Source organism: Streptomyces sp. NPDC002754 (assembly GCF_053592315.1).
The window spans coordinates 259,022-281,092 of sequence record NZ_JBSFVM010000004.1 but is presented as its reverse complement, the minus strand read 5'-3'; the positions used below and the strand labels follow the sequence as shown (position 1 = coordinate 281,092).

Below are 22,071 nucleotides of genomic sequence, written 5' to 3'. Positions count from 1 at the left end.
CGTTACGCCCTCGGGGCTCCGCCCCGGCCCCCGCGCCTCAACCGCCGGCGGGGCTTGATTTTGCCGCAGGGGCTCGATCTATCAAGCCCCTGCGGCGTGTGAGCAGGCCCGCCCGGCAGGGCTGCTCCTAGCCCCTGCGGCGTTTGAGCAGGCCCGTCCGGCAGGACTTTCGGGAAGGGGCGGGGTGGGGGAGACAAGCGGCCCCGGCCTACCCCACCACTCGCGCCCGGCACGCCGCCGGCGACCCCCACGCGTCGCGCAGCGGGCGCGCCTTGCGGAGCCACAGGGACAGGTCCAACTCCTCCGTGTACCCCACCGCCCCGTGGAGTTGAAGGGCCGCGCGAGCCGCCACATAGCACGCCTCGCCCGCCGCAAGCTTCGCCGCCGCGATGTCCGCCGACGCCATCGTGAGCGCCGCCCCGAACAGCAACGGACGCGCGAACTCCAGCCCCACCAGCGCATCCGCGAGCCGATGCTTGACCGCCTGGAACGATCCGACCGGCACGCCGAACTGCTCCCGCTGCCGGACGTAGTCGACCGTACGGCGGAGCAACTCCAGTCCCACGCCGAGCGACTGCGCCGCCGTCAGGAACGCCGCCATGTCCCTCGCCTCCCGCACCTTCGCGCCCCGCGCCACGACCTCGCCGCCCTCGTCCGGTGCGAACAGCCGGCGCGCCGGGTCCGCCGACTCCCGCAGCGGACCGTGACCGGCGGCGAGCCGCACCGTGTCGCCCTCCACGAGGAACACGGCGTCCGCCGAATCCGCGTCCAGCGCATACGGTCCCGACGCCAACGTCACCGCCACGTCCCCCGCCGCGATCCGAGGCAGCCACTCCTTCGCGGCCTCCGTACCGTTCAGCAGCACCGCCACCGCCGCCGTCTCGACGACCGGCCCCGGTATCGCGTGGCGCCCCAACTCCACGTACGACAACGCCAGTTCCACGGGCAGCGGGCCCACCCCTTCGTACGCCTCCGGGACGGCCAGCGCGAACACTCCCGCCTCCGCGAGCCGCCCCCACAGAGCCCGTCCGGGCCCGGCGTCACCGCCCGCCCACGCGCGGACCGCCGATGGGGTGTCCGCCGCCGTCAGCATCCGGTCGAGCGTGCGGCCGAACTCGGCCTGCTCCGCGTCCAGGAGGAACCTCATCAGCGGCGTCCCTTCGGCAGGCCGAGCAGACGCTCGGCGATGATGTCGCGCTGGATCTCGTTCGTCCCCGCGTAGATCGGCCCGGCGAGCGAGAAGGTATAACCCTCGGCCCACTCGCCCTCCGCCAATTCGCCCTCCGCGCCCAGTAGTTCCAGCGCCGTCTCGTGCAGCGCGATGTCGTACTCCGACCAGAACACCTTGTTCAGGCTCGACTCCGCCCCGATCTGCTCACCCGCCGCGAACCGCGACGCGTTGCCGTACGTGAACAGCTGGTACGCGCGCGCCCCCACCACCGCGTCCGCCACCCGGTCCCGCAGCGCCGGATCCGCGCCGCTCTCCCGCCACAGCCCGAGCAGCCGGTCCGACGCGGCCAGGAAGCGGCCGGGGGAGCGCAGCATGAGACCCCGCTCGTTCCCCGTCGTCGACATCGCGATGCGCCAGCCGTTGCCGACCTCCCCGATCACGTCCTCGTCCGGGACGAACACGTCGTCAAGGAACAGCTCGGCGAAGGCCGGTTTGCCGTCGATGCGGCCGATCGGCCGGACCGTGACACCCGGCGCGCGCAGGTCGAACATCAGGTACGTGAGCCCGTGATGGGGCTTGGCCGCCTCCGGGTCCGTACGGAAGATGCCGAACGCCCGGTCGGCGAACGCGGCCCGCGACGACCACGTCTTCTGCCCGTTCAGCAGCCACCCGCCGTCCGTGCGCACCGCCCGCGAGCGCAGCGCCGCCAGGTCGGAGCCCGCTTCCGGCTCCGACCAGGCCTGCGCCCAGATCACCTCGCCGCTCGCCATCGACGGCAGTACGCGCGCCCGCTGCTCGTCCGTGGCGTGGTCGAAGAGTGTGGGGGCGAGAAGGTTGATGCCGTTCTGTGAGACGCGGCCAGGGGCCCCCGCCGCGTAGTACTCCTCCTCGAAGATCAGCCACTTGAAGATGTCGACGCCGCGGCCCCCGAACTCCTCGGGCCACGAGACGACCGACCAGCGGTCCGCGGACAGCTCGGCCTCCCACGCGCGGTGCGCGGCGAAGCCCTCCTCGGTCTCCAGGGACGGCAGCGGCTCGGCCGGTACGTGCTCCGCGAGCCACGCCCGCGCCTCCTCGCGGAACGCGTCCTGATCCGGGGTGAACTCCAGGTTCATCGGGCACCCGCCTCCTTCATGGCGTGGACGTCCATGCCGCCCAGCGAGTCCGACGCCGTCTCCGCGTTGTGCGCGTGCGCCAGGTGGTGCAGGCCGAAGACGGAGTCCAGGCCCGCGTGCATGCCCTGGAGGTCCTCCGCCTGGTTCACCGCGCGCTTGGTCAGCGCGAGCCCGAGCCGCGGCATCTCGCCGACCCGGTCCGCCAGATCGCACGTGGCGGCCGCCAGTTCGTCCCGGGGCACCACCCGGTTGATCATCCCCACCTCGTGCGCCCGGCGTGCGCTCATCCGCTCGCCCGTGAACAGGAACTCCTTGGCGATCCGCGGCGGCATCACCCACGGGTGCGCGAAGTACTCGACGCCCGGGATCCCCATCCGGACGACGGGATCCGCGAAGAACGCGTCCTCGCTCGCCACGATCAGGTCGCACACCCAGGCCAGCATCAACCCGCCCGCCACGCACGCCCCTTGCACCGAGGCGATCACCGGCTTCGGCAGCTCGCGCCAGCGCCTGCACATGCCCAGGTACACCTCCGACTCGCGGGCGAACCGCGACTCGGCGCCCCGCTTGTCGGAGTGGTCCCACCACAGCCCGGCCCGCCGCTCGAACGGCAGATGCGCGTCCCGCTCCGGCGTCCCGATGTCGTGCCCCGCCGAGAAGTGCTCGCCCGCGCCCGAGAGGACGACGACCTTGACGGCCTCGTCCTCGGCGGCCCGGTAGAGGGCGGAGTCCAGGGCATACGTCATCGCCGAGTTCTGCGCGTTGCGGTACTTCGGCCGGTTCATCGTCACGTGCGCGACCCGGCCCCTGACCTCGAACAGGACGGGCTGCGGCGCGGTTTGTTCTGTGGGCATCGGAGACATCCTTCCCTAACAAGTGTTTGGTAGGTTAGCTTATGAGCATGGACAGCGTCGAGGACTCCCGATCCCGCTCCACCACTCCCGCGTACGTCTCGGGCCACCAACTGCTCGACGGGCGCAGTGCCGTCATCACCGCGGCCGCCGGCGCCGGGATCGGCGGCGCCACCGCGCGCCGCTTCCTGGAGGAGGGCGCCCGCGTCGTCATCAGTGACGCGCACGCGCGCCGCCTGAAGGAGAGCGAAGCGGCCCTCGCCGCCGAGTTCGGCGCCGAGCGGGTCTCCGCGCTCGCCTGCGATGTCACCGACGAGGAGCAGGTGCAGGCACTCTTCGCGCACACCGCCGAGCGGCACGGCGGGCTCGACATAGTCGTCAACAACGCGGGCCTCGGCGGCACTTCGCCGCTCGTCGACATGAGCGACGAGCAGTGGACGAAGGTCCTGGACGTCACCTTGAACGGGACCTTCCGGTGCGTGCGGGCCGCCCTGCGCGCCTTCCGCGAAACCGGGCGCGGCGGCGCGATCGTCAACAACGCGTCGGTCATCGGCTGGCGCGCCCAGGCCGGACAGGCGCACTACGCCGCCGCGAAGGCCGGCGTGATGGCCCTGACCAGGACCGCCGCGATAGAGGCCGCCGAATACGGAGTACGGGTCAACGCGGTGGCGCCCAGCCTCGCCATGCACCCGCACCTGGTGAAGGTCACCTCGGAGGAACTGCTCGCCGAACTGACCGAGAAGGAGGCCTTCGGCCGGTACGCCGAGCCCTGGGAGGTGGCCAACGTGATGGTCTTCCTCGCCTCCGGCTACTCCTCGTACATGACCGGCGAAACCGTCTCCGTCAGCAGCCAGCGCGCATGAGCCCCTCGCCCGAGCGGCGTCGAGAACTCCTCGCCACGGCGGCCGAGGTGTTCGCGGCGCAGGGCTACGACGCCACCACCGTGCGCCGGATCGCGGACGCCGCGGGGATGCTCGCGGGCAGCCTCTACTACCACTTCGACTCCAAGGACTCGATCGTCGAGGAGATCCTGCGCGGCTTCCTCGACGAGCTGTGGGGCCGCTACGACACCGTCCTCGCCGCAGGCCACGAGCCGCGCGAGACGATGCGGGCCCTGGTCACCGAGTCTTTCCGGGAGATCGACCGGCACGGACCCGCCGTCGCCATCTACCAGAAGGAGTCGAAGGCGCTCGCCGCGAGGGAGCGGTTCGCCTTCCTCGCCGCGTCGCAGCGCAAGTTCGAGCAGACCTGGCTGACCACCCTGAAGGACGGGGTCGCGGCCGGATCGTTCCGCGCCGACCTCGACATCCGGCTCACCTACCGGTTCGTGCGCGACACCGTGTGGGTCGCCGCGTCCTGGTACCGGCCGGGCGGCAGACACAGCCCCGAGGAGATCGCCCGCGAGTACCTCGCGATGGTGCTCGACGGGATAGCCCAGCCCCACCATCCTTAGAAACGACTGGAGTTGATGCGTCATGGCCGAGGCCTACATCGTCGATGCGGTCCGTACGCCCGTAGGGCGGCGCAAGGGCGGGCTCAGCGCCGTCCACCCCGCCGACCTGGGCGCCCACGTCCTGAAGGAGCTCGTCGCGCGCACCGGGGTCGACCCGGCCGCCGTCGAGGACGTCGTCTTCGGCTGCCTCGACACCATCGGCCCGCAGGCAGGCGACATCGCCCGCACCTGCTGGCTCGCCGCGGGACTTCCCGAGGAGGTGCCGGGCGTCACCGTCGACCGGCAGTGCGGTTCGTCCCAGCAGGCCATCCACTTCGCGGCACAGGGCGTGCTCTCCGGTACGCAGGACCTCGTCGTCGCGGGCGGCACACAGAACATGTCGATGATCCCGATCGCCTACGCCTCCCGGCAGGCCGCCGAACCGCTCGGCCTCACCGAGGGCCCCTACCTGGGCAGTGAGGGCTGGCGCGCCCGCTACGGCGACGCGCCCGTCAACCAGTTCCACGGCGCGGAGCTCATCGCCGAGAAGTGGGGCATCACGCGGCAGGACCAGGAGGAGTGGGCGCTCCGTTCCCACCAGCGGGCCCTGCGCGCGATCGACGAGGGTCGGTTCGCGAAGGAGTCCGTCGCCTACGGGGACGTCACCGCCGACGAGGGCCCGCGCCGCGACACGAGCCTGGAGAAGATGGCGGGCCTGAACCCGGTCGTCGAGGGCGGCACCATCACCGCCGCCTGCTCCTCGCAGGTCTCGGACGGCGCGGCGGCCCTGCTGATCGCCTCCGAACAGGCCGTGCGGGAGCACGGGTTGACGCCCCGGGCCCGCATCCACCACCTCTCCGTACGCGGCGAGGACCCCATCCGGATGCTGTCCGCGCCCATCCCGGCGACCGCGTACGCGCTGAAGAAGACCGGCCTCACGATGGACGACATCGACCTCGTCGAGATCAACGAGGCCTTCGCGCCGGTCGTCCTCGCCTGGCTGAAGGAGACCGGCACCGACCCCGAGAAGGTCAACGTCAACGGCGGAGCCATCGCGCTGGGCCACCCTCTCGGCGCCACCGGCAGCAAGCTGATGACGACCCTGCTGCACGAACTGGAGCGCACCGGCGGCCGGTTCGGCCTCCAGACCATGTGCGAGGGCGGCGGCCAGGCCAACGTCACGATCATCGAGCGCCTGTGACCGTGCCTCTGACCGCCCCTGTGACTGCTGCTGCGGGATCCGCGTCCCGCTGAGCGGGAATCGGCGGTGGGGCGCCGGGGGAGGCGCGGACAGGGTGAGGGCATGACCCGTACCCCTGTACCTTCCGAGCCCACCGCCGACGCCCCGCGCGTCCGGCGGATCGCCGTCCGTGCCGTACTTCCCCAGTGGTGCGAGAGGAGCGAGACGCTGTGAGCGGCAACCCTGACGTGGAGTGGGACGAGACGGTCGACGTGCTGGTCGTCGGCTCCGGCGGCGCCGCCCTGACCGGCGCGTACAGCGCCGCCGCGCGCGGCCTCGACACCCTCGTCGTCGAGAAGACCGAGTACTTCGGCGGAACGACCGCGTACGCCGGAGCCTGCCTGTGGCTGCCCGGCAACCAGGCGCAGGCCCGCGCGGGCCTCGAGGACAGCGCCGACCTGGCCCGCACGTACTTCCGGTCCCTCGTCGGCGACTCGACGCCGCACGAGATGCAGGACGCGTACCTCGACGGGGCCGGGCCCACGGTCGAGTTCCTTGAGCGCAGCGAACTGCTCCGGTTCGAACACCGGAAGTTCCCCGACTACTACCCGGGCCCCGGCCGCTTCGACGCGGGACGCGGCGTCTTCCCCGTCCCCATGGAGCGGCCCGCGGGCGAGCAGCCGCTGCTCGACGCCGTCCGCCCGCCCGCGCGCTGCGAGCGGCTGGGAGCGCCGGCGCCCGAGGGGGCGCTCACGGACGGCCGCGCGCTGATCGGCCGACTGCTGCTCGCCCTCGATCAGGCCGGCGGGCGGGCGCGCTCCCGCACCGCGTTCACCGGGCTCGTGCAGGGCGAGGACGGGCGGGTCGTCGGCGCCGAGGTCCGCGACGCACAGGGCAGTACGGCCCGGATCCGGGCCCGCCGCGGTGTGCTGCTCGGTGCCGGCGGCTACGAGCGGGACGCCGAACTGCGCCGCGCCTTCGACAACGGGCCGGGGGCCGACTGGACGATGGGGCCCGCGGGCGGCGGCACCGGGGACGCGCTGCGGGCCGCGCAAGGGCTCGGGGCGGCGACGTCGCTGCTCGACGAGAGCTGGTGGTGCCCGTCCGTGCTCTTCCCCGACGGCAGCGCGGCGTTCGCCCTCGGCTTCCGCGGCGGCGTCTTCGTCGACGCCGAGGGCCGCCGGTTCGCCAACGAGTGCCTGTCCTACGACCGGATGGGCCGGGCCATGATCGCGGCGCGGGCCGGGGACGCGCCGGAGCGCCCCGTGTGGTGGGTGTGGGACGCGCGGCACGGCGAGGAGCCGCCCGGCATCGTCCTCGTCCCGGTCGACCGGGAGTCGTTCGAGGCGGCCGGGGTGTGGCGCAGCGCGGACTCGGTGGAGGCGCTCGCCGAGGCGATCGGAGTGCCGGCCGAAGGCCTCGCCGCGACCGTCGCGGCGTTCAACAAGTACGCGGGGAACGGCCACGACCCGGAGTTCGGCCGCGGCGACGACCCCTACGACCGGTTCTTCGCGGGCGCGGGCGAGCAGGGCGCGCCCAACCCGTGCCTGCTGCCGCTGTCGTCCGGCTCGTTCCACGCGGTGCGGATCGTGCTCGGCGACCTGGGCACGAAGGGCGGCGTCCGCACGGACACGGACGCGAGCGTGCTGCGCGAGGACGGGTCCGTGATCGAGGGCCTCTACGCGGTGGGGAACACGGCGGCGAACGTGACGGGCTCCGTCTACCCGGGGCCGGGAGCGCCGATCGGCACGGGGATGGTGTTCGGGTACCGGGCGGCGGGCCGGATGGCCGGGGAGGGGTGACCCCTGGTCGTACGGGTGGGTGGCTCGAGTCGCCCCTGGGTTGTTCGGAGACAACGTGGAGCCGGAGGGATACGCGGATGCGTGAGGGACAACTGGACGGAAAGGTCGCCCTGGTGACCGGGGCGGCGCGCGGGATGGGCGAGGCCATTGCCAGGGAAATGGCAGCCCGTGGGGCGCGGGTCGTGCTCGGCGACGTACTCGTGTCCGAAGGGGAGCGGGTCGCCGGTGAACTCGGGGAAGCCGCACGGTTCGTCCGGCTGGACGTCACCGGCGCCGACTCCTGGGCCCATGCCGTCCGTGTCGCCACCGACACGTACGGACGGCTCGACATCCTCGTCAACAACGCCGCCATCTACACGACGTCCCCCATCGTCGACGAGGATCCGGCCCAGCTGGAGCGGATCCTCAAGGTCGATCTCGTCGGCCCGTTCCTGGGGCTCCAGGCCGTCGTCCCCGCCATACGGGCGGGGGAGCGGGGCGGCGCGATCGTCAACATCTCCTCGCAGGCCGGGGTTCAGGGCATCTGGGGGCATGGTTCGTACGGCGCCGCGAAGTGGGGGCTGCGCGGGCTGAGCCGGACCGCCGCCCTCGAACTCGGCGGCGACGGCATCCGCGTCAACGCCGTCTTCCCCGGCGCCATCGACACGGCGATGACCGCCCATCTCGGCACCACCGAGCACCCGGCCGCCGCGCTCGGCCGCATCGGCCGCCCCGAAGAGGTGGCCCGGCTCGTCGCGTTCCTCGCCTCCGACGACGCCTCCTACCTCACCGGCGCCGAAGTCACCGCGGACGGCGGCGCGTCGGCCGGCCGGATGCCCGTGTCCGCGCAGCGCGGCGGCGGACAGGGGGACAGCCGGTGACCCCGCCCGGCCGCCGCACCCTGCTGTGACACCCGGGACGCCCGCAGCCGCGGCACCCGGGACAATGGGCCCGTGCCTACGAAGAAGAAGTCCCAGTCGACGAACGCGGCGCCCGAGCGGCGCGGCGAGCTCCTGCACACCGCGGCCGAGGTCTTCGCCGAGCAGGGCTACAACGCCACGACCGTCCGCAAGATCGCCGACCACGCGGGCATGCTCGCCGGCAGCCTCTACTACCACTTCGACTCCAAGGAATCGATGCTGGAGGAGATCCTGCGGACCTTCCTCGACGAGCTGTGGTCCGGCTACGACACCGTGCTCGACGACGAGCTCGGCCCGCGGCAGACCCTGGAGGCGCTGGTCACCGAGTCCTTCCGGGAGATCGACCGGCACCGCGCCGCCGTCGCGATCTACCAGCGGGAGTCCCAGCAGCTCGTCGCGCAGGACCGCTTCGCGTTCCTCGCCGAGTCGCAGCGCAGGTTCGAGAAGACCTGGCTGACCACCCTGGAGCGCGGCGTCGCCGACCAGGTCTTCCGCGCCGACCTCGACATCCGCCTCACCTACCGGTTCGTGCGCGACACCGTCTGGGTCGCGGCATCCTGGTACCGGCCCGGCGGGCGGCACAGCCCAGAGGAGATCGCGCGCCAGTATCTGTCGATGGTTCTGGACGGGATCGCGGTGCGGTGAAGTCCCATGCTAAGATTCATGACGTTGCAGTTTTGGTACCCATAGACTTTATGCGCGCCTGACGGGAATGTTCCTCAGGCGCATTATTGTTTCCACCGGGAAATTTCCCGGTTTCCGGCGTTCACGTGGGCGTTCGTGGAATGGGGACTGCTACCTGTTCTTAAGGAGAACGACATGGCCACCGGTATCGTTAAGTGGTTCAACTCGGAAAAGGGCTTCGGCTTCATCGAGCAGGACGGCGGCGGCGCCGACGTCTTCGCCCACTACTCGAACATCGCCACCTCGGGCTTCCGTGAGCTCCAGGAGGGCCAGAAGGTGACGTTCGACGTCACGCAGGGCCAGAAGGGCCCGCAGGCGGAGAACATCCTCCCCGCCTGATCTCGCTCGTAGATCACTCGACCCCGCCGGGCTGACCCGGCGGCGTCGGATCGAGCATCACCGGGCCGGGGCCCGCACCGCTACGGTGCGGGCCCCGGTTCCTGCTGTCCCGTCCCGGAAGGCATCGCCGCATGGCCAGTTCTGCCCGCCCGTCCCGCCGCAGCCCGCGTCCCGCAGCCGGGCAGCGCCGTGCTCCCGAGCAGCGCCGCAGGCAACAGCCCTCGCCGCCCGCCGAGTTCACCATGCCGGAGAACACCACCCCCGCGCTTCCCGCCGTGGACAGCTTCGCCGAACTCGACATGCCGGCCGCCCTTCTGAAGACGCTGGGTGAGCAGGGCGTCACCGACCCCTTCCCCATCCAGGCCGCGACGCTCCCCAACTCGCTCGCCGGACGGGACCTCCTCGGCCGCGGCCGCACCGGCTCCGGCAAGACCCTCGCCTTCGGCCTCCCGCTGCTCACCCACACGACCGGCGCCAAGGCCGAGCCGAAGTCCCCTCTCGCGCTCGTCCTCGTCCCCACGCGTGAGCTCGCGCAGCAGGTCACCGACGCCCTCACCCCGTACGCCACCGCGCTGCGGCTGCGCATCGCGACCGTCGTCGGCGGCATGTCGATCTCCCGGCAGGCGGGCCAGCTGCGCCGCGGTGCCGAGGTCGTCGTCGCCACCCCGGGCCGCCTCAAGGACCTCATCGAGCGCGGCGACTGCATGCTCGGCTCGGTGCGCACGACGGTGCTCGACGAGGCCGACCAGATGGCTGACATGGGCTTCATGCCGCAGGTCACCGCGCTCCTGAAGCAGGTCGAGTCGGGCGGCCAGACCATGCTCTTCTCGGCGACGCTCGACAAGAACGTCGACCGGCTGGTCAAGCAGTTCCTCAACGACCCGGTGGTCCACTCCGTCGACCCGTCGGCCGGCGCGGTCACGACGATGGAACACCACGTCCTGCACGTCCAGGACGAGACCGACAAGAAGGCCGTCACCGCGCGCATCGCCGCGCGTGAAGGCCGCGTCATCCTCTTCGTCGACACCAAGCGCTCCGCCGACCGGCTCGCCAAGCGGCTCCTCGCCAGCGGCGTGTACGCGGCTCCGCTGCACGGCGGCCGCAGCCAGCCGCAGCGCAACCGCACCCTGGAGCAGTTCAAGGACGGCCGGGTCACCGCGCTCGTCGCCACGAACGTCGCGGCGCGCGGCATCCACGTCGACGACCTCGACCTCGTCGTCAACGTCGACCCGCCCACCGAGCACAAGGACTACCTGCACCGCGGTGGCCGCACCGCGCGCGCCGGTGAGTCCGGCAGCGTCGTCACGCTGGTCCTGCCCGAGCAGAAGCGCGACATGCAGCGCCTGATGCGCGACGCGAAGATCCAGCCGCGGACGACGCAGGTCCGCTCCTCGGACGAGGCGCTGACGCAGATCACCGGCGCGCGCGAGCCGTCCGGTGTCGCCGTGGTCATCGCCGTGCCGGAACCGGTCGCCCCGGCCGCCACGACCAAGCCCCGCCGCTCACGCCGCTCCCGCGGCGGATCGGGCAACGGCAACGGCCGCGCCGCAGCCACCGAAGGCCAGCGCACGAGCTCGGGCGGCAACAACCGCCGCCGCTCCGCCTCGCCCAACGGCAGCCAGTCCGCCTCCGGCACAGGCAACAACCGCCGCGGCTCCGGCTCGGCCAACGCCGGCCAGTCCGCCTCCGGCACAGGCAACAACCGCCGCGGCCACGGCCCCCGCCAGGCCGCTTAACCCGAAGCACAGCCCGGCGGGGCCAACTCCAGCCCCGCCGGCAACGCCTCCTGGCACCGGGCAATTCAAGCCCCGCCGGCGATTGAGGCGCGGGGTCCGGGGCAGAGCCCCGTGGCCTCCGCCCCGTGGGGGCGCAACACGTCGGGGGCCCGGGGCGGAGCCTCCATGGTGGCGCAACACCTCATCCCACCAGCCGCGCCCGCAACGCCCCCACCACCCCCCGATCCACCCCGAGCCCCTCGGCCACATACCGGCGCAGACTCCCGTAGCCGCACCGAACCTCCTCACGCGCCGCATCCAGGTACTCCATCCGCACCTCCTGGACAGGAATCAGCAGGTCCGGATCCCGCATCAACCCCGCCCGCCGAAGCCCCTCGCGGACCTCCGCGTCATGTGCCGCGCGAAACGCGTTCGACGCCAAGTAGTCGCCCTCCGCCGCCCGTTGACCCACCCCGAGCACGCTCAGCAGGACGTACGTCATCCAGCCCGTGCGGTCCTTCCCGGACGTGCAGTGGTAGAGCAGCGCGCCGGACCCACCGCTCGCCGCATCCCGGAGCGTCGCCGCGAACCGCGCGCGGTTGGCCGCGTCGGTCACGAACATCCGGTACGTGGTACGCATCGCGGCGGCCGCCTTGCCGCCCCCCAGCACTTCCTGCTGCACCGCCGGGTCCTTGGAGCCGATCGCGGCCATCATCCGCTCGTACTGGCCACCGTCGGAGACGGACCGCGCGGTCACCGCCAGACCCGCGGGCAGCCGGTCCGCGCCGTCCGTACGCACCTCGAACGGCACCCGGAAGTCGACCACTTGGTCAAGGCGCAGACCGGCGACCCGCGCCACGTCCGCGTCGGTGAGTTCGCTCAGCGCGTCGGCCCGGTAGACGAGGCCGTACCGGACCCGGCCGCGGCCCCGCGCGCGATGGCCACCGATGTCCCGGACGTTCACCGCCCCTTCGAGCGGGATCTGCCGGATGCCACCGGCGCCCGACCCGGTGTCCGGCCTTCCCGGCGACTGCGACGGCGCCGCCGCGGCGACGGGGGCCCCGGCGAACGCCGCGACCGTGCCGAGCGCGGCGCCGAGCGCACCGCGCCGCGAGAGCGCCCGCCCCGCCGTGTGCGGGTGACCTGTTCTGTACGTGTGCGACATACATGAACTCCCTTGCGGTGGCGGGCGATTGACGCGCCCGGTCAGGGTGGCGTGGGAAGTGCCTCCAGCGTCTTACGTGCCTCGGTCATCACGCGGTCGACCAGCTCGGCGCAGTTGGGCAGGTCCTCTATGAGGCCCGCCACCTGGCCGGAGGCCATGACCCCCAGGTCGGTGCGGCCCTCGACCATGGACGCCCTCAGGAGCATCGGGGTGTTCGCGGCCAGCAGCACCTGGCTCCACGTGAGGTCCTTGCCGTGCTTCATGGCGAGGCCGTCCCGCACCATCTGCGGCCAGCTCAGGCCAGAGAGCTTCTTGAAGCCCGTGGCGCGACGCACGGCGTGCAGCAACGCGCGCGTGCGCCCCGCGTTCTCCAGCGAGTCGACCAGCTCGGAACGGAGCATGCGGTGCGGCAGACCGTCCACCGCCGTCGTCACCGTGACGTCCTTGACGCTCGCCGCCAGGTACTTCGCCTTCACCGCGTCCGGCACCGTCGAGTCCGACGTCAGCAGGAAACGGGTCCCCATGGCAACCCCGGCCGCCCCGTAGGCCAGCGCGGCGACCAGGCCCCGGCCGTCACGGAAACCGCCCGCCCCGACCACCGGGATGTCGACGGCGTCCACCACCTGCGGCAGCAGCACCGACGTCGCCACCTCCCCGGTGTGCCCGCCGCCCTCGCCGCCCTGCACGATCACCGCGTCCGCGCCCCACGCCGCGACCTTCTCGGCGTGCCGGCGCGCCCCGATCGACGGGATCACGACGGCGCCCGCGTCCTTCAGTTCGGCGATCAGCTCGCGCGAGGGGGCCAGCGCGAACGACGCGACCTTCACGCCCTCCTCGACGATCACCTTGACCCGCTCGCGGGCGTCCCCCGCGTCGGCCCGCAGGTTCACCCCGAAGGGCTGGTCCGTGCGCGACTTCACCTCGCGTACAGCGGCGCGCAGTTGGTCGAGCGTCATGGTGGCGGACGCGAGGATGCCGAGCGCCCCCGCGTTCGCCGCCGCCGACACCAGGCGCGGCCCCGCGACCCATCCCATGCCGGTCTGCACGATGGGGTGGCGCACTCCGGTAAGCCGGGTCAGGGGCGTCGGGATCGTGAACGCGGCGGAGTCCCGGGCCGGTTCGGAAGACGGCTCAGGTGGCGTCATACCGGCTTGACCTCCCGGTCCCGCGTCGCCTTCGGGTCGATGACCTCTCGGATCAGCCGCAGCTCCTCCGCCGTGGGCTCCCGCGTGGACGGCACCTCGCCGCCCTCCGGGAGTACCAGCGCGAACCCCGTCGCCTCCTGGACCTCCTCCACCGTGACACCCGGATGCACGGACAGCAGCCGCATCGCGTGGTCTGCGGTGTCGAAGTCCAGGACGGCCAGATTCGTCACCACGCGCGGGATGCGATGGAACCGCGTCGCCGACGGGCCCGCCGCGGCCGCGCTGTCGTAGCCCACCCCGCTGATCATGTCGACCTTCTCGACGAAGACCCGGCGGCTGTGCTTGGGAACCCAGTAACTCACCGGATTGTTCAGCGTGTTGACCGGAGCGCCACGCACCCCGAGGAGCTGCCGGTCGGGCCGCTCCCAGTCGCCGATGCACGAGATGTTCTGGTTGCCGAACCGGTCGATCTGGCTCGCCCCCATCATCACGTGCCGCTTCCCGCCCGTGACCATCGTCAGATGCTGCCGGTACGGGAGCCAGCCCTCCGCCGAACCGTCGAGCCCGACGACCATCGCCTCGCCGTCGGTCAGCAGCAGGCCGGGGGAGAAGGTGCGCTTGGCCAGCCGCGCCCCCACGGACGGGATCAGGCCCATCGGGCTGGCCAGCACCTCCCCGTTGTCCCGCCAGGCCTCGGCGCACGCGATCGCGCAGTACTCGGCACGGGACACATCTGTCGTGGTGACGCTCACTTCTGCTCCTCGTGCCAGGCCTGGACGGCGGACTGGTACTGCTTCTCGTCACCGCCGGGCGGCAGGAACCGCTCGGCGAACTCGGGCCAGGGCGTGCTCGCGTACAGCTTCTGGAACGGCTCGTCGCGGTCGTAATCGGGCACACAGGACGTGAAGTGCGCCCCGCCCGGCGTCTCCACGACGCCCGTCACGCAATGCCGCTTCACCAGCAGCGTCTGCGGCACGGTGTCCGCCCCGAAGCCGTCGACCAACTGCTCGCACGACACGTACGCGCTGTCCGCCGCCTCGCAGAACAGGTCGTCGAAGTACGGGTCCGGGCCCAGGTACTGGCCGTTGCCCGCGCGGTCCGCCCGGTTCACGTGCACCAGGGCCGCGTCGAGGCGCAGCGCCGGCATCGCGACGAACGTCTCCCCGTCCTCGTACGGCGACGTCACCGTCCGCAGCCCCGGGTTGACGCGCATGACGTCCGAGCCGATCCCCGCCCGCACGGGCAGGAACGGCAGCCGGTTCGCCGCCGCGTGCAGGCCCCACATGAACATCGCCTCGTCGACCTCCATCAGCTCGAACGCGCCCTGCTGGCGCGCCGCCCTGAAGTTCGGTTCGAGCGGGATGGAGTCGAGCGTCGCGAACGCCGCGACCAGTTTGCGGATCTTCCCGGCCGCCGCGAGCAGCCCGACGTCCGGACCCCCGTACGAGACGACGGTCAGGTCCGTGACGTCGCTGCGCAGCAGCGCCCTTACCAGCGCCATGGGCTTGCGGCGCGAACCCCAGCCGCCGATGCCGATGGTCATGCCGCTGCGCAGCCGCCCGACCACCTCGTCGGGCGTCATGATCTTGTCCGGTGTGGTCATCGCTCGGTCTCCTGTCCGAAGGTGTCGCGGACCCGGTCGGCGACACCGCTCAGGTTCGCCTCGAAGGTGAAGCCCTGCTCGAAGCGGTAGCTGCGGTGCACGTCGACCGGGTCGATCCCGTTCAGCGCGGATTTGGCGAGGCGGAGCAGGTAGCCGTCCTTGCGGGCGATGTCGCGGGCCAGCTCCAGGGCCGCCTCGCGCAGCCGCTCCCTCGGCACGACCTGCCACACCGAGCCGTGCGCCTGCAGTTCGGCGGCCGTCGCCGTGCGGGACGTGTAGAACAGCGCGCGCATCAGGTGCTGCGGGACGAGGCGGGCCAGGTGCGTGGCCGCGCCGAGCGCGCCCCGGTCCAGCTCGGGCAGGCCGAACGTCGCGTCGTCGCTCGCGACGATCGCGTCCGCGTTCCCCACGAGTCCGATGCCGCCGCCCAGGCAGAACCCGGCGACCGCCGCGATCACCGGGACCTCGCACTGGTACACCGCCGAGAACGCTTCGTAGCAGCCGCGATTGGCGCCGAGCAGGGCGCTGTGCCCGCCGCCCGCCGCGGCCGTCTCGCGCTGCATCTCCTTGATGTCCACCCCGGCGTTGAACCCACGGGAGGTCTCGGCCGCGGTCAGCACGACGCAGCGCACATCGGGATCGCGGCCCGCGGCGCGCACGGCGTCCGCCAGGTCGTACCAGCCCCGCACCGGCAGCGCGTTGACGGGTGGGAAGTCGACCGTGACGACGGCGATGCCCTTTTCGAGTGAGGAGGTGGAGACACCCATGGCGTTCAGCTACCTTTCCACCTAACGTTTGTTTGGTACGTCGATGACGGTAGCAGGCGGCGAGGGCCGACGGAATGGGTCGGCGCGAGAGGGACCCGAAAGGGTCGGGAATGGGAGCGGGATGGATCTGAGCGGTCGGGTCGTCGTCGTCACGGGCGGGACGAGGGGAGTGGGCGCCGGGATCGCGGGCACCTTCGCGCGAGCCGGGGCGCGGGTGATCACCTGCGCCCGCAGACCACCCGAAACCCCCGTGGACGGCTGCGAGTTCATACCGGTCGACCTGCGGGACGCGGCGGCCGTGGAGGAGCTGTTCGCGGGCCTCGACCGGGTGGACGTACTCGTGAACAACGCGGGGGGCACGCCGTACCGCCCGCTCGCGGAGGCGGACGCGGTCCGGCACGCGCGCGTGCTCGAGCTGAATCTTACGGCGGCGCTGACCGCGTCCCTGGCCGCCCGCGAGAAGCTCGCCGCCGCGCACGGCTCGATCGTCATGATCGGCAGCGTCAGCGGCAGTCGCCCCTCGCCCGGCAGCGCGGTGTACGGGGCGGCGAAGGCGGGCCTGGAGCACCTCGCGCGGTCCATGGCCGTGGAGTGGGCACCCCGAATCCGGGTGAACACACTGGTGCTCGGCATGGTCCGTACCGAACTGAGCGAACTGCACTACGGGGACGAGGCGGGCGTCGCCGCGGTGGGCGCGACCGTGCCCATGGGGCGCCTGGCCGAGCCGCGCGAGGTCGGTGACGCCGCGGTGTTCCTGGCGTCCGACGCCGCCTCGTACATCACCGGGGCGAGCCTGCTGATGCACGGCGGCGGCGAGCTCCCCGCGTTCCTGGACGCGGCAACTGCCAACAAGGAGGCGTGAGATGACGGACACGAAGTCGACCGACAGCAACAGCGGAGCCCTGTGCGCGGGGCGGGTGGTCGCCGTCACGGGAGCGGGACGCGGACTCGGACGCGCGCACGCACTCGCGTACGCGGCCGAGGGCGCGAAGGTCGTCGTGAACGACCTGGGGGTGGGCCTGGACGGCGCCCCCGCCCCCGACAGCCCGGCGGCCCAGGTCGTCGAGGAGATACGCGCGACGGGCGGCGAGGCGGTGGCGCACGGCGCGGACATCGCGAGCTCCGAAGGTGCCGCCTCGCTCGTCGCTGCGGCAGTCGACACCTTCGGGCGCCTCGACACACTGGTGAACAACGCAGGGTTCCTGCGCGACCGGATGCTGGTCAACCTCGACGAGGACGACTGGGACGCCGTGATGCGGGTCCACCTCAAGGGCCACTTCCTGCCGCTCAAGCACGCCGCCGCGTACTGGCGGGCGGAGTCGAAGGCGGGGCGCACGCCGGTGGCCCGCGTCGTCAACACCTCTTCCGGGGCTGGCCTGTTGGGGTCCGTCGGGCAGGGCAACTACAGCGCGGCGAAGGCCGGGATCCTCGGCCTGACCCTGGTCGCGGCCGCCGAGATGGGACGCTACGGCGTGCAGGTCAACGCGATAGCGCCGGCCGCCCGCACCCGGATGACCGAGGCGACGTTCGCCGAGACCATGACGGCACCCGGAGCCGGAACCTTCGACGCGATGGCGCCGGAGAACGTGTCACCGCTGGTCGTATGGCTCGGCTCGGGAGCCGCGGCGGACGGGGTGACCGGCCGGGTCTTCGAGGTGGAGGCGGGCCGCATCACCGTGATGGAGGGCTGGCAGCCCGGCCCGACCGTCGACAAGGAAGAGCGGTGGACACCGGCGGGCGCGGGCGACACGGCCCGCGAACTGCTGGCCCGCGCGGCCGTACCGGGAGGTGTCTACGGGGCGTCGTAACACCCACGCGGCGCCCCGCCACCGGTTGACCTCATCAAGTCCCGCCGCTGATCGACCACATCAAGCCCCGCTCTTGTGACGAGAGCCCGCGGGGCCCGGGGCAGCGCCCCGGACCCCGCCCCGCCGCGGCCCCGCCGAAGGGGCTACGTGTCGCACTCCCACACCGACCGGCACAGCCCGCACCGAGCCCGCACCCGGCCCCGCACCGGCACCCGGATCCGCTGATGACACGTCGGGCACGCGAACGCCACCCGCAGCCCACCACCGCGCCCCGACGCCCCGTCCACCGCGGTCGAGAACGCGTACGGGCCCGCCGGGTCCAGCCCGCGCGGCCCGTGATCCTGCGCGTACCGGCGGTCCTTCGCATAGCGCCGCCGCCCCGCCCAGCCCGCCGCGGTCAACGGCGGCTGCCGCTCGTCACGCCGCGCCTGCTCAAGCCCCCGCTCGTACGCCGAGTACGCCTGCGGGCTCGTGAACCACGTCTCCGGACCCTCACCGAAGACGAGGGCCCGCTTCGCCAGCACGTAACCGAACTCCTCCGGCGTCAGATAGCCCAGCTTCTGCGACGACGCCGCATCCTCCCGATAGGCGTCGAGCAACAGCCAGCCCGCACCCAGGTACGTAGCGGCCGTATCGGTCAGGATCTCGTTGTCCCGCGTCCCCGGCAGCGACAGATCGAGGCGATGCAGATACACGTGCATGATCTCGTGGGCGAGCGCCGCGCCGATGTCCCGGCGATGCGTACGGAACCGGTCGTTCAACTCGATGAAGTACTCGGGACCCGCCGCCAGTTCCACGCTCGCCGCATGCCGCATCTCCCGGAAACTCACGATCATCCGCGCGTCCGGGAGCCGATAGTGCAGCACCAGCTCACGCGCCACCCGCTGCACACCCAGATACAGATCGTCGACGTCACTGAACGCCACGTCGACCGGGGCGACACTCGACGAGAACGTCCGCACCGTGTCGTAGGAGAGCCGCCTGTAGAGCGCGGTGATCGCCGACCGCACCGTCTCCACATGCGGATAGCCGTGCACCACCGGTCCGCCGTCCGCCACGCGCGCACCCCCTGGGTCCGCCGGGCCGGTACCCGGCGATCCCAGAGTACGGCCATTAATCCAAGACCTGCCGCCCCTTTGTCCATGGGCACCTCCGCCCCGCCCGGCGCATCGTGATCGACACGCCAAGCCGCCGTGAGAAGGAGTGCGCCGTGCCCGAGCAGCCCCAAGGCCAGCCGTCGGAGAACTCGGAGAGCTCGCAGAACGCGAGGTACGAGGAGATGCCGGGCAGCCGACAGCACGCGACATCGGGCCCCAGCCGCCGGGCACTCGTCGCCGCCGGAGCGGTCGGCGGAGCGGGCGCCGCGCTCGGTCTCGGCCTGACCGGCACCGCCCGCGCCGCGACCACCACGCCCACCGCTGACGGCGCCGCCGTCATCCGCTCCAAGGACCTCGACGTCCGCGTCAGCACCGGCTTCCCCGTCGTCGTCTCCTACACCGAGCGCGCCACCGGCGCCGTCCTGCACGCACAACCTGACCCGCACGCGTCACTCCTCATCGACGGCGCCGAACACACCCCGAAGGTGACGTGCACGCCCGCCGCCGACCGCGCCGACTACCGCCTCACCCTGACCGGCGGCACCACCATCGACATCCGGATCAGAGTCGAAGGAGGCCAGGTCGACTGGCGCATCACGAAGATCAGCGACACGGCACAACTGCGCGTCGGCACCCTCCAGTTCCCCGGCCTCGCCCTGCTGTCCGTCCGCAGCGACCAGCCCGGCGCCGCCCTCCTCGCCGCCACCGTGCAGCTCGACAAGGCCAAGAGCGGCGACACCCTCGTCACCCCGACCACCGACAGCCCCGCCCAGGCGCCCACCGGATGCGCCTACGCCGTCGTCGCCCACGACCGGCTCGGCGGCGCGATCGAGACCAACACCAGCTACGACAGGCCCGACGGGGCCGCCGGAACCACCTGGGAGAACGGCCGCCTGTGGCGCGAGACCGTGCGCCGCGAAGGACACACCGCGGCGCTCCTCGCCCCCGGCCAGTGGACACACCGCGCCGCCACCGCCCCGGTCGACGCCACCGAACCCCTCCCGTACGCGACCGTCGTCGTCACGGGCGACAGGAACGGCGACGGAAAGGTCGACTGGCAGGACGCCGCCATCGCCTTCCGCGACATCGCCCACACCCCGCGCGGCGCCGACGAACAACACCTGCGCGTCGTCCCGCACATCCCGTTCAACTTCGCGTCACAGGCCACGAATCCGTTCCTCGCGACCCTCGACAACGTCAAACGGATCCACCTGGCCACCGACGGGCTGCGCCAGTACACCCTCCTCAAGGGCTACCAGTCCGAGGGCCACGACTCCGCGCACCCCGACTACGCCGGGAACTACAACACGCGCGCGGGCGGCCTCGACGACCTCAACACCCTTCTCCATGAAGGCAAGAAGTGGAACAGCGACTTCGCCGTCCACGTGAACGCCACCGAGTCCTACCCCGTCGCGAACGCCTTCTCGGAGAAGCTCGTCGACAAGTCCGACAAGCAGTGGGACTGGCTCGACCAGAGCTACCGCATCGACCAGCGCCGCGACCTCGTCTCCGGCGACATCGTCAAGCGCTTCGCCGACCTGCGCCGCGACACCGACGACGGCCTCAACACCCTCTACATCGACGTGTTCCGCGAGTCCGGCTGGACCTCCGACCGCCTCCAGCGCGCCTTCCGTGAACAGGGCTGGAACGTCACGTCCGAATGGGGCCACGGTTTCGAAAGGTCATCGCTGTGGTCGCACTGGGCGACCGAGACCGACTACGGCCCCGACACCTCACGCGGCATCAACTCCCGCCTGATCCGCTTCATCCGCCACCACCAGAAGGACGTCTTCGCCGACAAGTGGCCCACCCTCCTCGGTGTCGCCCGCATGGGCAACTTCGAGGGCTGGGTCGGCAAAACCGACTGGAACTCCTTCTACCGCCTCATCTGGACCCACTCGCTGCCCGCCAAGTACCTCCAGGCACAACCCATCAAAACGTGGGGCGAGCACGAGATCACGTTCTCCGGCGCCACGAGAACGAGCGTCACCGACGCCTCCGGCGCCCGCCGCATCACCACCGACGACCGCCTCGTCTACGACGCCGGCACCTACCTGCTGCCGTGGGAACCACGCAAGGCCACCGACCCGGCGAAGCTGTACCACTACAACCCCAAGGGCGGCACCACCAGTTGGCGCCCCCCGCGCGCGTGGGAGAGCAGAAACCGGGTGGCCCTGTACCGCCTCACCGACCAGGGCCGCGCCTTCGTCTCCTACGTCACCGTGTCCGGCGGCAAGGTGACGCTGAAGGCCGACGCCGACCAGCCCTACGTCCTCTACCGGGCCCGCGACGACCTCGACCGCGAACCCGCCTGGGGCCAGGGCACCCCACTGCACGACCCCGCCTTCAACTCCGGTTCCCTGAAGGGCTGGACGGTCACCGGGCCCGCGTCCGTCGAGCGCAGCGACCTCGGCGACCACGAACTCGTCATCGGTCCCGGCGCCGCCGCCACCGTCTCCCAGCGCCTGACCCGGCTCGCCCCCGGCGGCTACGCCGCGTCCGTACAGGTGGAGGTCGGTGCCAAGGCGGGGGAGCGGCGCACGGCCACCCTGGAGGTGCGCACCGTCGACGGAGTGACCGCCGCGAACCGGACCGACACCTCCACCGCCGGCAACCACGTCGCCGCCGACCGCAAGCACGACACCCGCTTCCAGCGGATGACAACGTACTTCACCGTCCCGGCCGGCGGCGGTCCCGTCACCCTCGCCCTGCGTGCCGCGGCCGGATCGGCGCGGGTCCGCTTCGACGACGTACGCATCGTGAAGGCACCCGCACCCGAACTCCCTCAACACACGCTGGTCCACGAGGACTTCGAACACGTCCCGCAAGGCTGGGGCCCCTTCGTGAAGGGCGACGCGGGAGGCTCCACCGACCCGCGCACCCACATCGCCCAGCGCCACGCGCCGTACACCCAGCGCGGCTGGAACGGCAAGGCGATCGACGACGTCGTCGACGGCACCCAGTCCCTCAAGTCGCGCGGCGAGAACACCGGCCTCGTCTACCGCACCGTCCCGCACACGGCCCGATTCAAGCCCGGCAAGCGGTACCGGGTCTCCTTCCGCTACGAGAACGAGAAGGCCGGCCAGTACGCCTGGATCACCGCCACCGACGACCCGGAGGCCAAGGAGCTGTCCCGTAAGGACCTGCCCGTGGCCACGGAACCCACCACGCTGACCTATGAGTTCACGGCGCCGGACAAGGGGGAGGCCTGGGTCGGCCTGCGCAAGACGGGCGACGACGGCACCGCCGAATTCGTCCTGGACACGTTCGAGGTGACCGAAATCGCCTGAGCTGATGC

The 22,071-nt window shown here is 71.9% G+C and carries 20 protein-coding genes; 11 read left to right on the top strand and 9 right to left on the bottom strand.

What is annotated here, in order from left to right:
* Positions 1-208: 208 nt before the first annotated feature.
* Genes ACWD2L_RS13405 through ACWD2L_RS13395 form a run of 3 tightly spaced genes read right to left on the bottom strand, consistent with a single transcriptional unit; the run spans position 209 to position 3,140 of the window.
* Complete coding sequence (locus tag ACWD2L_RS13405; protein ID WP_351335130.1) at positions 209-1,147, bottom strand: acyl-CoA dehydrogenase family protein; 939 nt, start codon at positions 1,145-1,147, stop codon at positions 209-211.
* On the bottom strand, positions 1,147-2,286 hold the full coding sequence (locus ACWD2L_RS13400; protein WP_351335127.1) for an acyl-CoA dehydrogenase family protein: 1,140 nt from the start codon (positions 2,284-2,286) through the stop codon (positions 1,147-1,149). The genes ACWD2L_RS13405 and ACWD2L_RS13400 overlap by 1 nt, the downstream gene beginning before the upstream one ends.
* Positions 2,283-3,140, bottom strand: coding sequence for an enoyl-CoA hydratase (locus tag ACWD2L_RS13395; RefSeq protein WP_351335125.1), 858 nt, complete (start codon positions 3,138-3,140; stop codon positions 2,283-2,285). Before ACWD2L_RS13395 ends, ACWD2L_RS13400 begins: the two co-directional genes overlap by 4 nt.
* A gap of 47 nt (positions 3,141-3,187) precedes the next feature.
* On the opposite strand from ACWD2L_RS13395, the gene ACWD2L_RS13390 reads away from it, so the two are divergent.
* The 8 genes from ACWD2L_RS13390 to ACWD2L_RS13355 all read left to right on the top strand — a co-directional run bounded on the left by ACWD2L_RS13390 (position 3,188) and on the right by ACWD2L_RS13355 (position 11,209).
* Complete coding sequence (locus tag ACWD2L_RS13390; RefSeq protein WP_351335122.1) at positions 3,188-4,000, top strand: SDR family oxidoreductase; 813 nt, start codon at positions 3,188-3,190, stop codon at positions 3,998-4,000.
* Complete coding sequence (locus ACWD2L_RS13385; protein ID WP_351335120.1) at positions 3,997-4,590, top strand: TetR/AcrR family transcriptional regulator; 594 nt, start codon at positions 3,997-3,999, stop codon at positions 4,588-4,590. Before ACWD2L_RS13390 ends, ACWD2L_RS13385 begins: the two co-directional genes overlap by 4 nt.
* A 22-nt stretch (positions 4,591-4,612) precedes the next feature.
* Positions 4,613-5,770, top strand: a complete 1,158-nt coding sequence (locus tag ACWD2L_RS13380; protein WP_351335117.1) for an acetyl-CoA C-acetyltransferase — start codon at positions 4,613-4,615, stop codon at positions 5,768-5,770.
* Positions 5,771-5,979: 209 nt separating this feature from the next.
* Entirely contained in the window at positions 5,980-7,551 is a 1,572-nt protein-coding gene (locus tag ACWD2L_RS13375) for an FAD-dependent oxidoreductase (RefSeq protein ID WP_351335114.1), read from the top strand.
* Between the two features lie 77 nt (positions 7,552-7,628).
* Positions 7,629-8,411: an SDR family NAD(P)-dependent oxidoreductase gene (locus ACWD2L_RS13370; RefSeq protein WP_351335111.1), complete on the top strand. Its 783-nt coding sequence runs from the start codon at positions 7,629-7,631 to the stop codon at positions 8,409-8,411.
* Between the two features lie 72 nt (positions 8,412-8,483).
* On the top strand, positions 8,484-9,095 hold the full coding sequence (locus ACWD2L_RS13365; RefSeq protein WP_351335109.1) for a TetR/AcrR family transcriptional regulator: 612 nt from the start codon (positions 8,484-8,486) through the stop codon (positions 9,093-9,095).
* Between the two features lie 174 nt (positions 9,096-9,269).
* Positions 9,270-9,473: a cold-shock protein gene (locus ACWD2L_RS13360; RefSeq protein ID WP_266720703.1), complete on the top strand. Its 204-nt coding sequence runs from the start codon at positions 9,270-9,272 to the stop codon at positions 9,471-9,473.
* Positions 9,474-9,604: 131 nt separating this feature from the next.
* Positions 9,605-11,209 carry a DEAD/DEAH box helicase gene (locus ACWD2L_RS13355; RefSeq protein ID WP_351335106.1) on the top strand — a complete coding sequence of 535 codons (1,605 nt, stop codon included), beginning with the start codon at positions 9,605-9,607 and terminating at the stop codon, positions 11,207-11,209.
* A 181-nt stretch (positions 11,210-11,390) separates the two neighbouring features.
* Here ACWD2L_RS13355 and ACWD2L_RS13350 read toward each other — a convergent pair whose 3' ends face one another.
* Genes ACWD2L_RS13350 through ACWD2L_RS13330 form a run of 5 tightly spaced genes read right to left on the bottom strand, consistent with a single transcriptional unit; the run spans position 11,391 to position 15,868 of the window.
* Entirely contained in the window at positions 11,391-12,353 is a 963-nt protein-coding gene (locus tag ACWD2L_RS13350; protein ID WP_351335104.1) for a tyrosine-protein phosphatase, read from the bottom strand.
* Between the two features lie 41 nt (positions 12,354-12,394).
* The gene (locus ACWD2L_RS13345) at positions 12,395-13,444 is read right to left on the bottom strand and encodes an NAD(P)H-dependent flavin oxidoreductase (protein ID WP_351335270.1); all 1,050 of its coding nucleotides are present in this window, start codon (positions 13,442-13,444) and stop codon (positions 12,395-12,397) included.
* A 50-nt stretch (positions 13,445-13,494) separates the two neighbouring features.
* Complete coding sequence (locus ACWD2L_RS13340) at positions 13,495-14,250, bottom strand: CoA-transferase subunit beta (protein ID WP_351335101.1); 756 nt, start codon at positions 14,248-14,250, stop codon at positions 13,495-13,497.
* Positions 14,247-15,101 carry a CoA transferase subunit A gene (locus ACWD2L_RS13335; protein WP_351335099.1) on the bottom strand — a complete coding sequence of 285 codons (855 nt, stop codon included), beginning with the start codon at positions 15,099-15,101 and terminating at the stop codon, positions 14,247-14,249. The genes ACWD2L_RS13340 and ACWD2L_RS13335 overlap by 4 nt, the downstream gene beginning before the upstream one ends.
* Complete coding sequence (locus ACWD2L_RS13330) at positions 15,098-15,868, bottom strand: enoyl-CoA hydratase family protein (protein WP_351335097.1); 771 nt, start codon at positions 15,866-15,868, stop codon at positions 15,098-15,100. The genes ACWD2L_RS13335 and ACWD2L_RS13330 overlap by 4 nt, the downstream gene beginning before the upstream one ends.
* Before the next feature lie 121 nt (positions 15,869-15,989).
* Here ACWD2L_RS13330 and ACWD2L_RS13325 point away from each other — a divergent pair, with 121 nt between their 5' ends.
* Both ACWD2L_RS13325 and ACWD2L_RS13320 read left to right on the top strand, forming a co-directional pair.
* Positions 15,990-16,730, top strand: a complete 741-nt coding sequence (locus ACWD2L_RS13325; protein WP_351335095.1) for an SDR family oxidoreductase — start codon at positions 15,990-15,992, stop codon at positions 16,728-16,730.
* A 1-nt stretch (position 16,731) separates the two neighbouring features.
* Entirely contained in the window at positions 16,732-17,676 is a 945-nt protein-coding gene (locus ACWD2L_RS13320; protein ID WP_351335093.1) for an SDR family oxidoreductase, read from the top strand.
* Positions 17,677-17,819: 143 nt separating this feature from the next.
* On the opposite strand, the gene ACWD2L_RS13315 is transcribed toward ACWD2L_RS13320, so the two are convergent.
* Complete coding sequence (locus tag ACWD2L_RS13315; RefSeq protein WP_351337070.1) at positions 17,820-18,734, bottom strand: hypothetical protein; 915 nt, start codon at positions 18,732-18,734, stop codon at positions 17,820-17,822.
* Between the two features lie 221 nt (positions 18,735-18,955).
* Between ACWD2L_RS13315 and ACWD2L_RS13310 the strand changes: the two genes are divergently transcribed.
* Positions 18,956-22,063 carry an endo-alpha-N-acetylgalactosaminidase family protein gene (locus tag ACWD2L_RS13310; RefSeq protein ID WP_351337210.1) on the top strand — a complete coding sequence of 1,036 codons (3,108 nt, stop codon included), beginning with the start codon at positions 18,956-18,958 and terminating at the stop codon, positions 22,061-22,063.
* Positions 22,064-22,071: the final 8 nt, after the last annotated feature.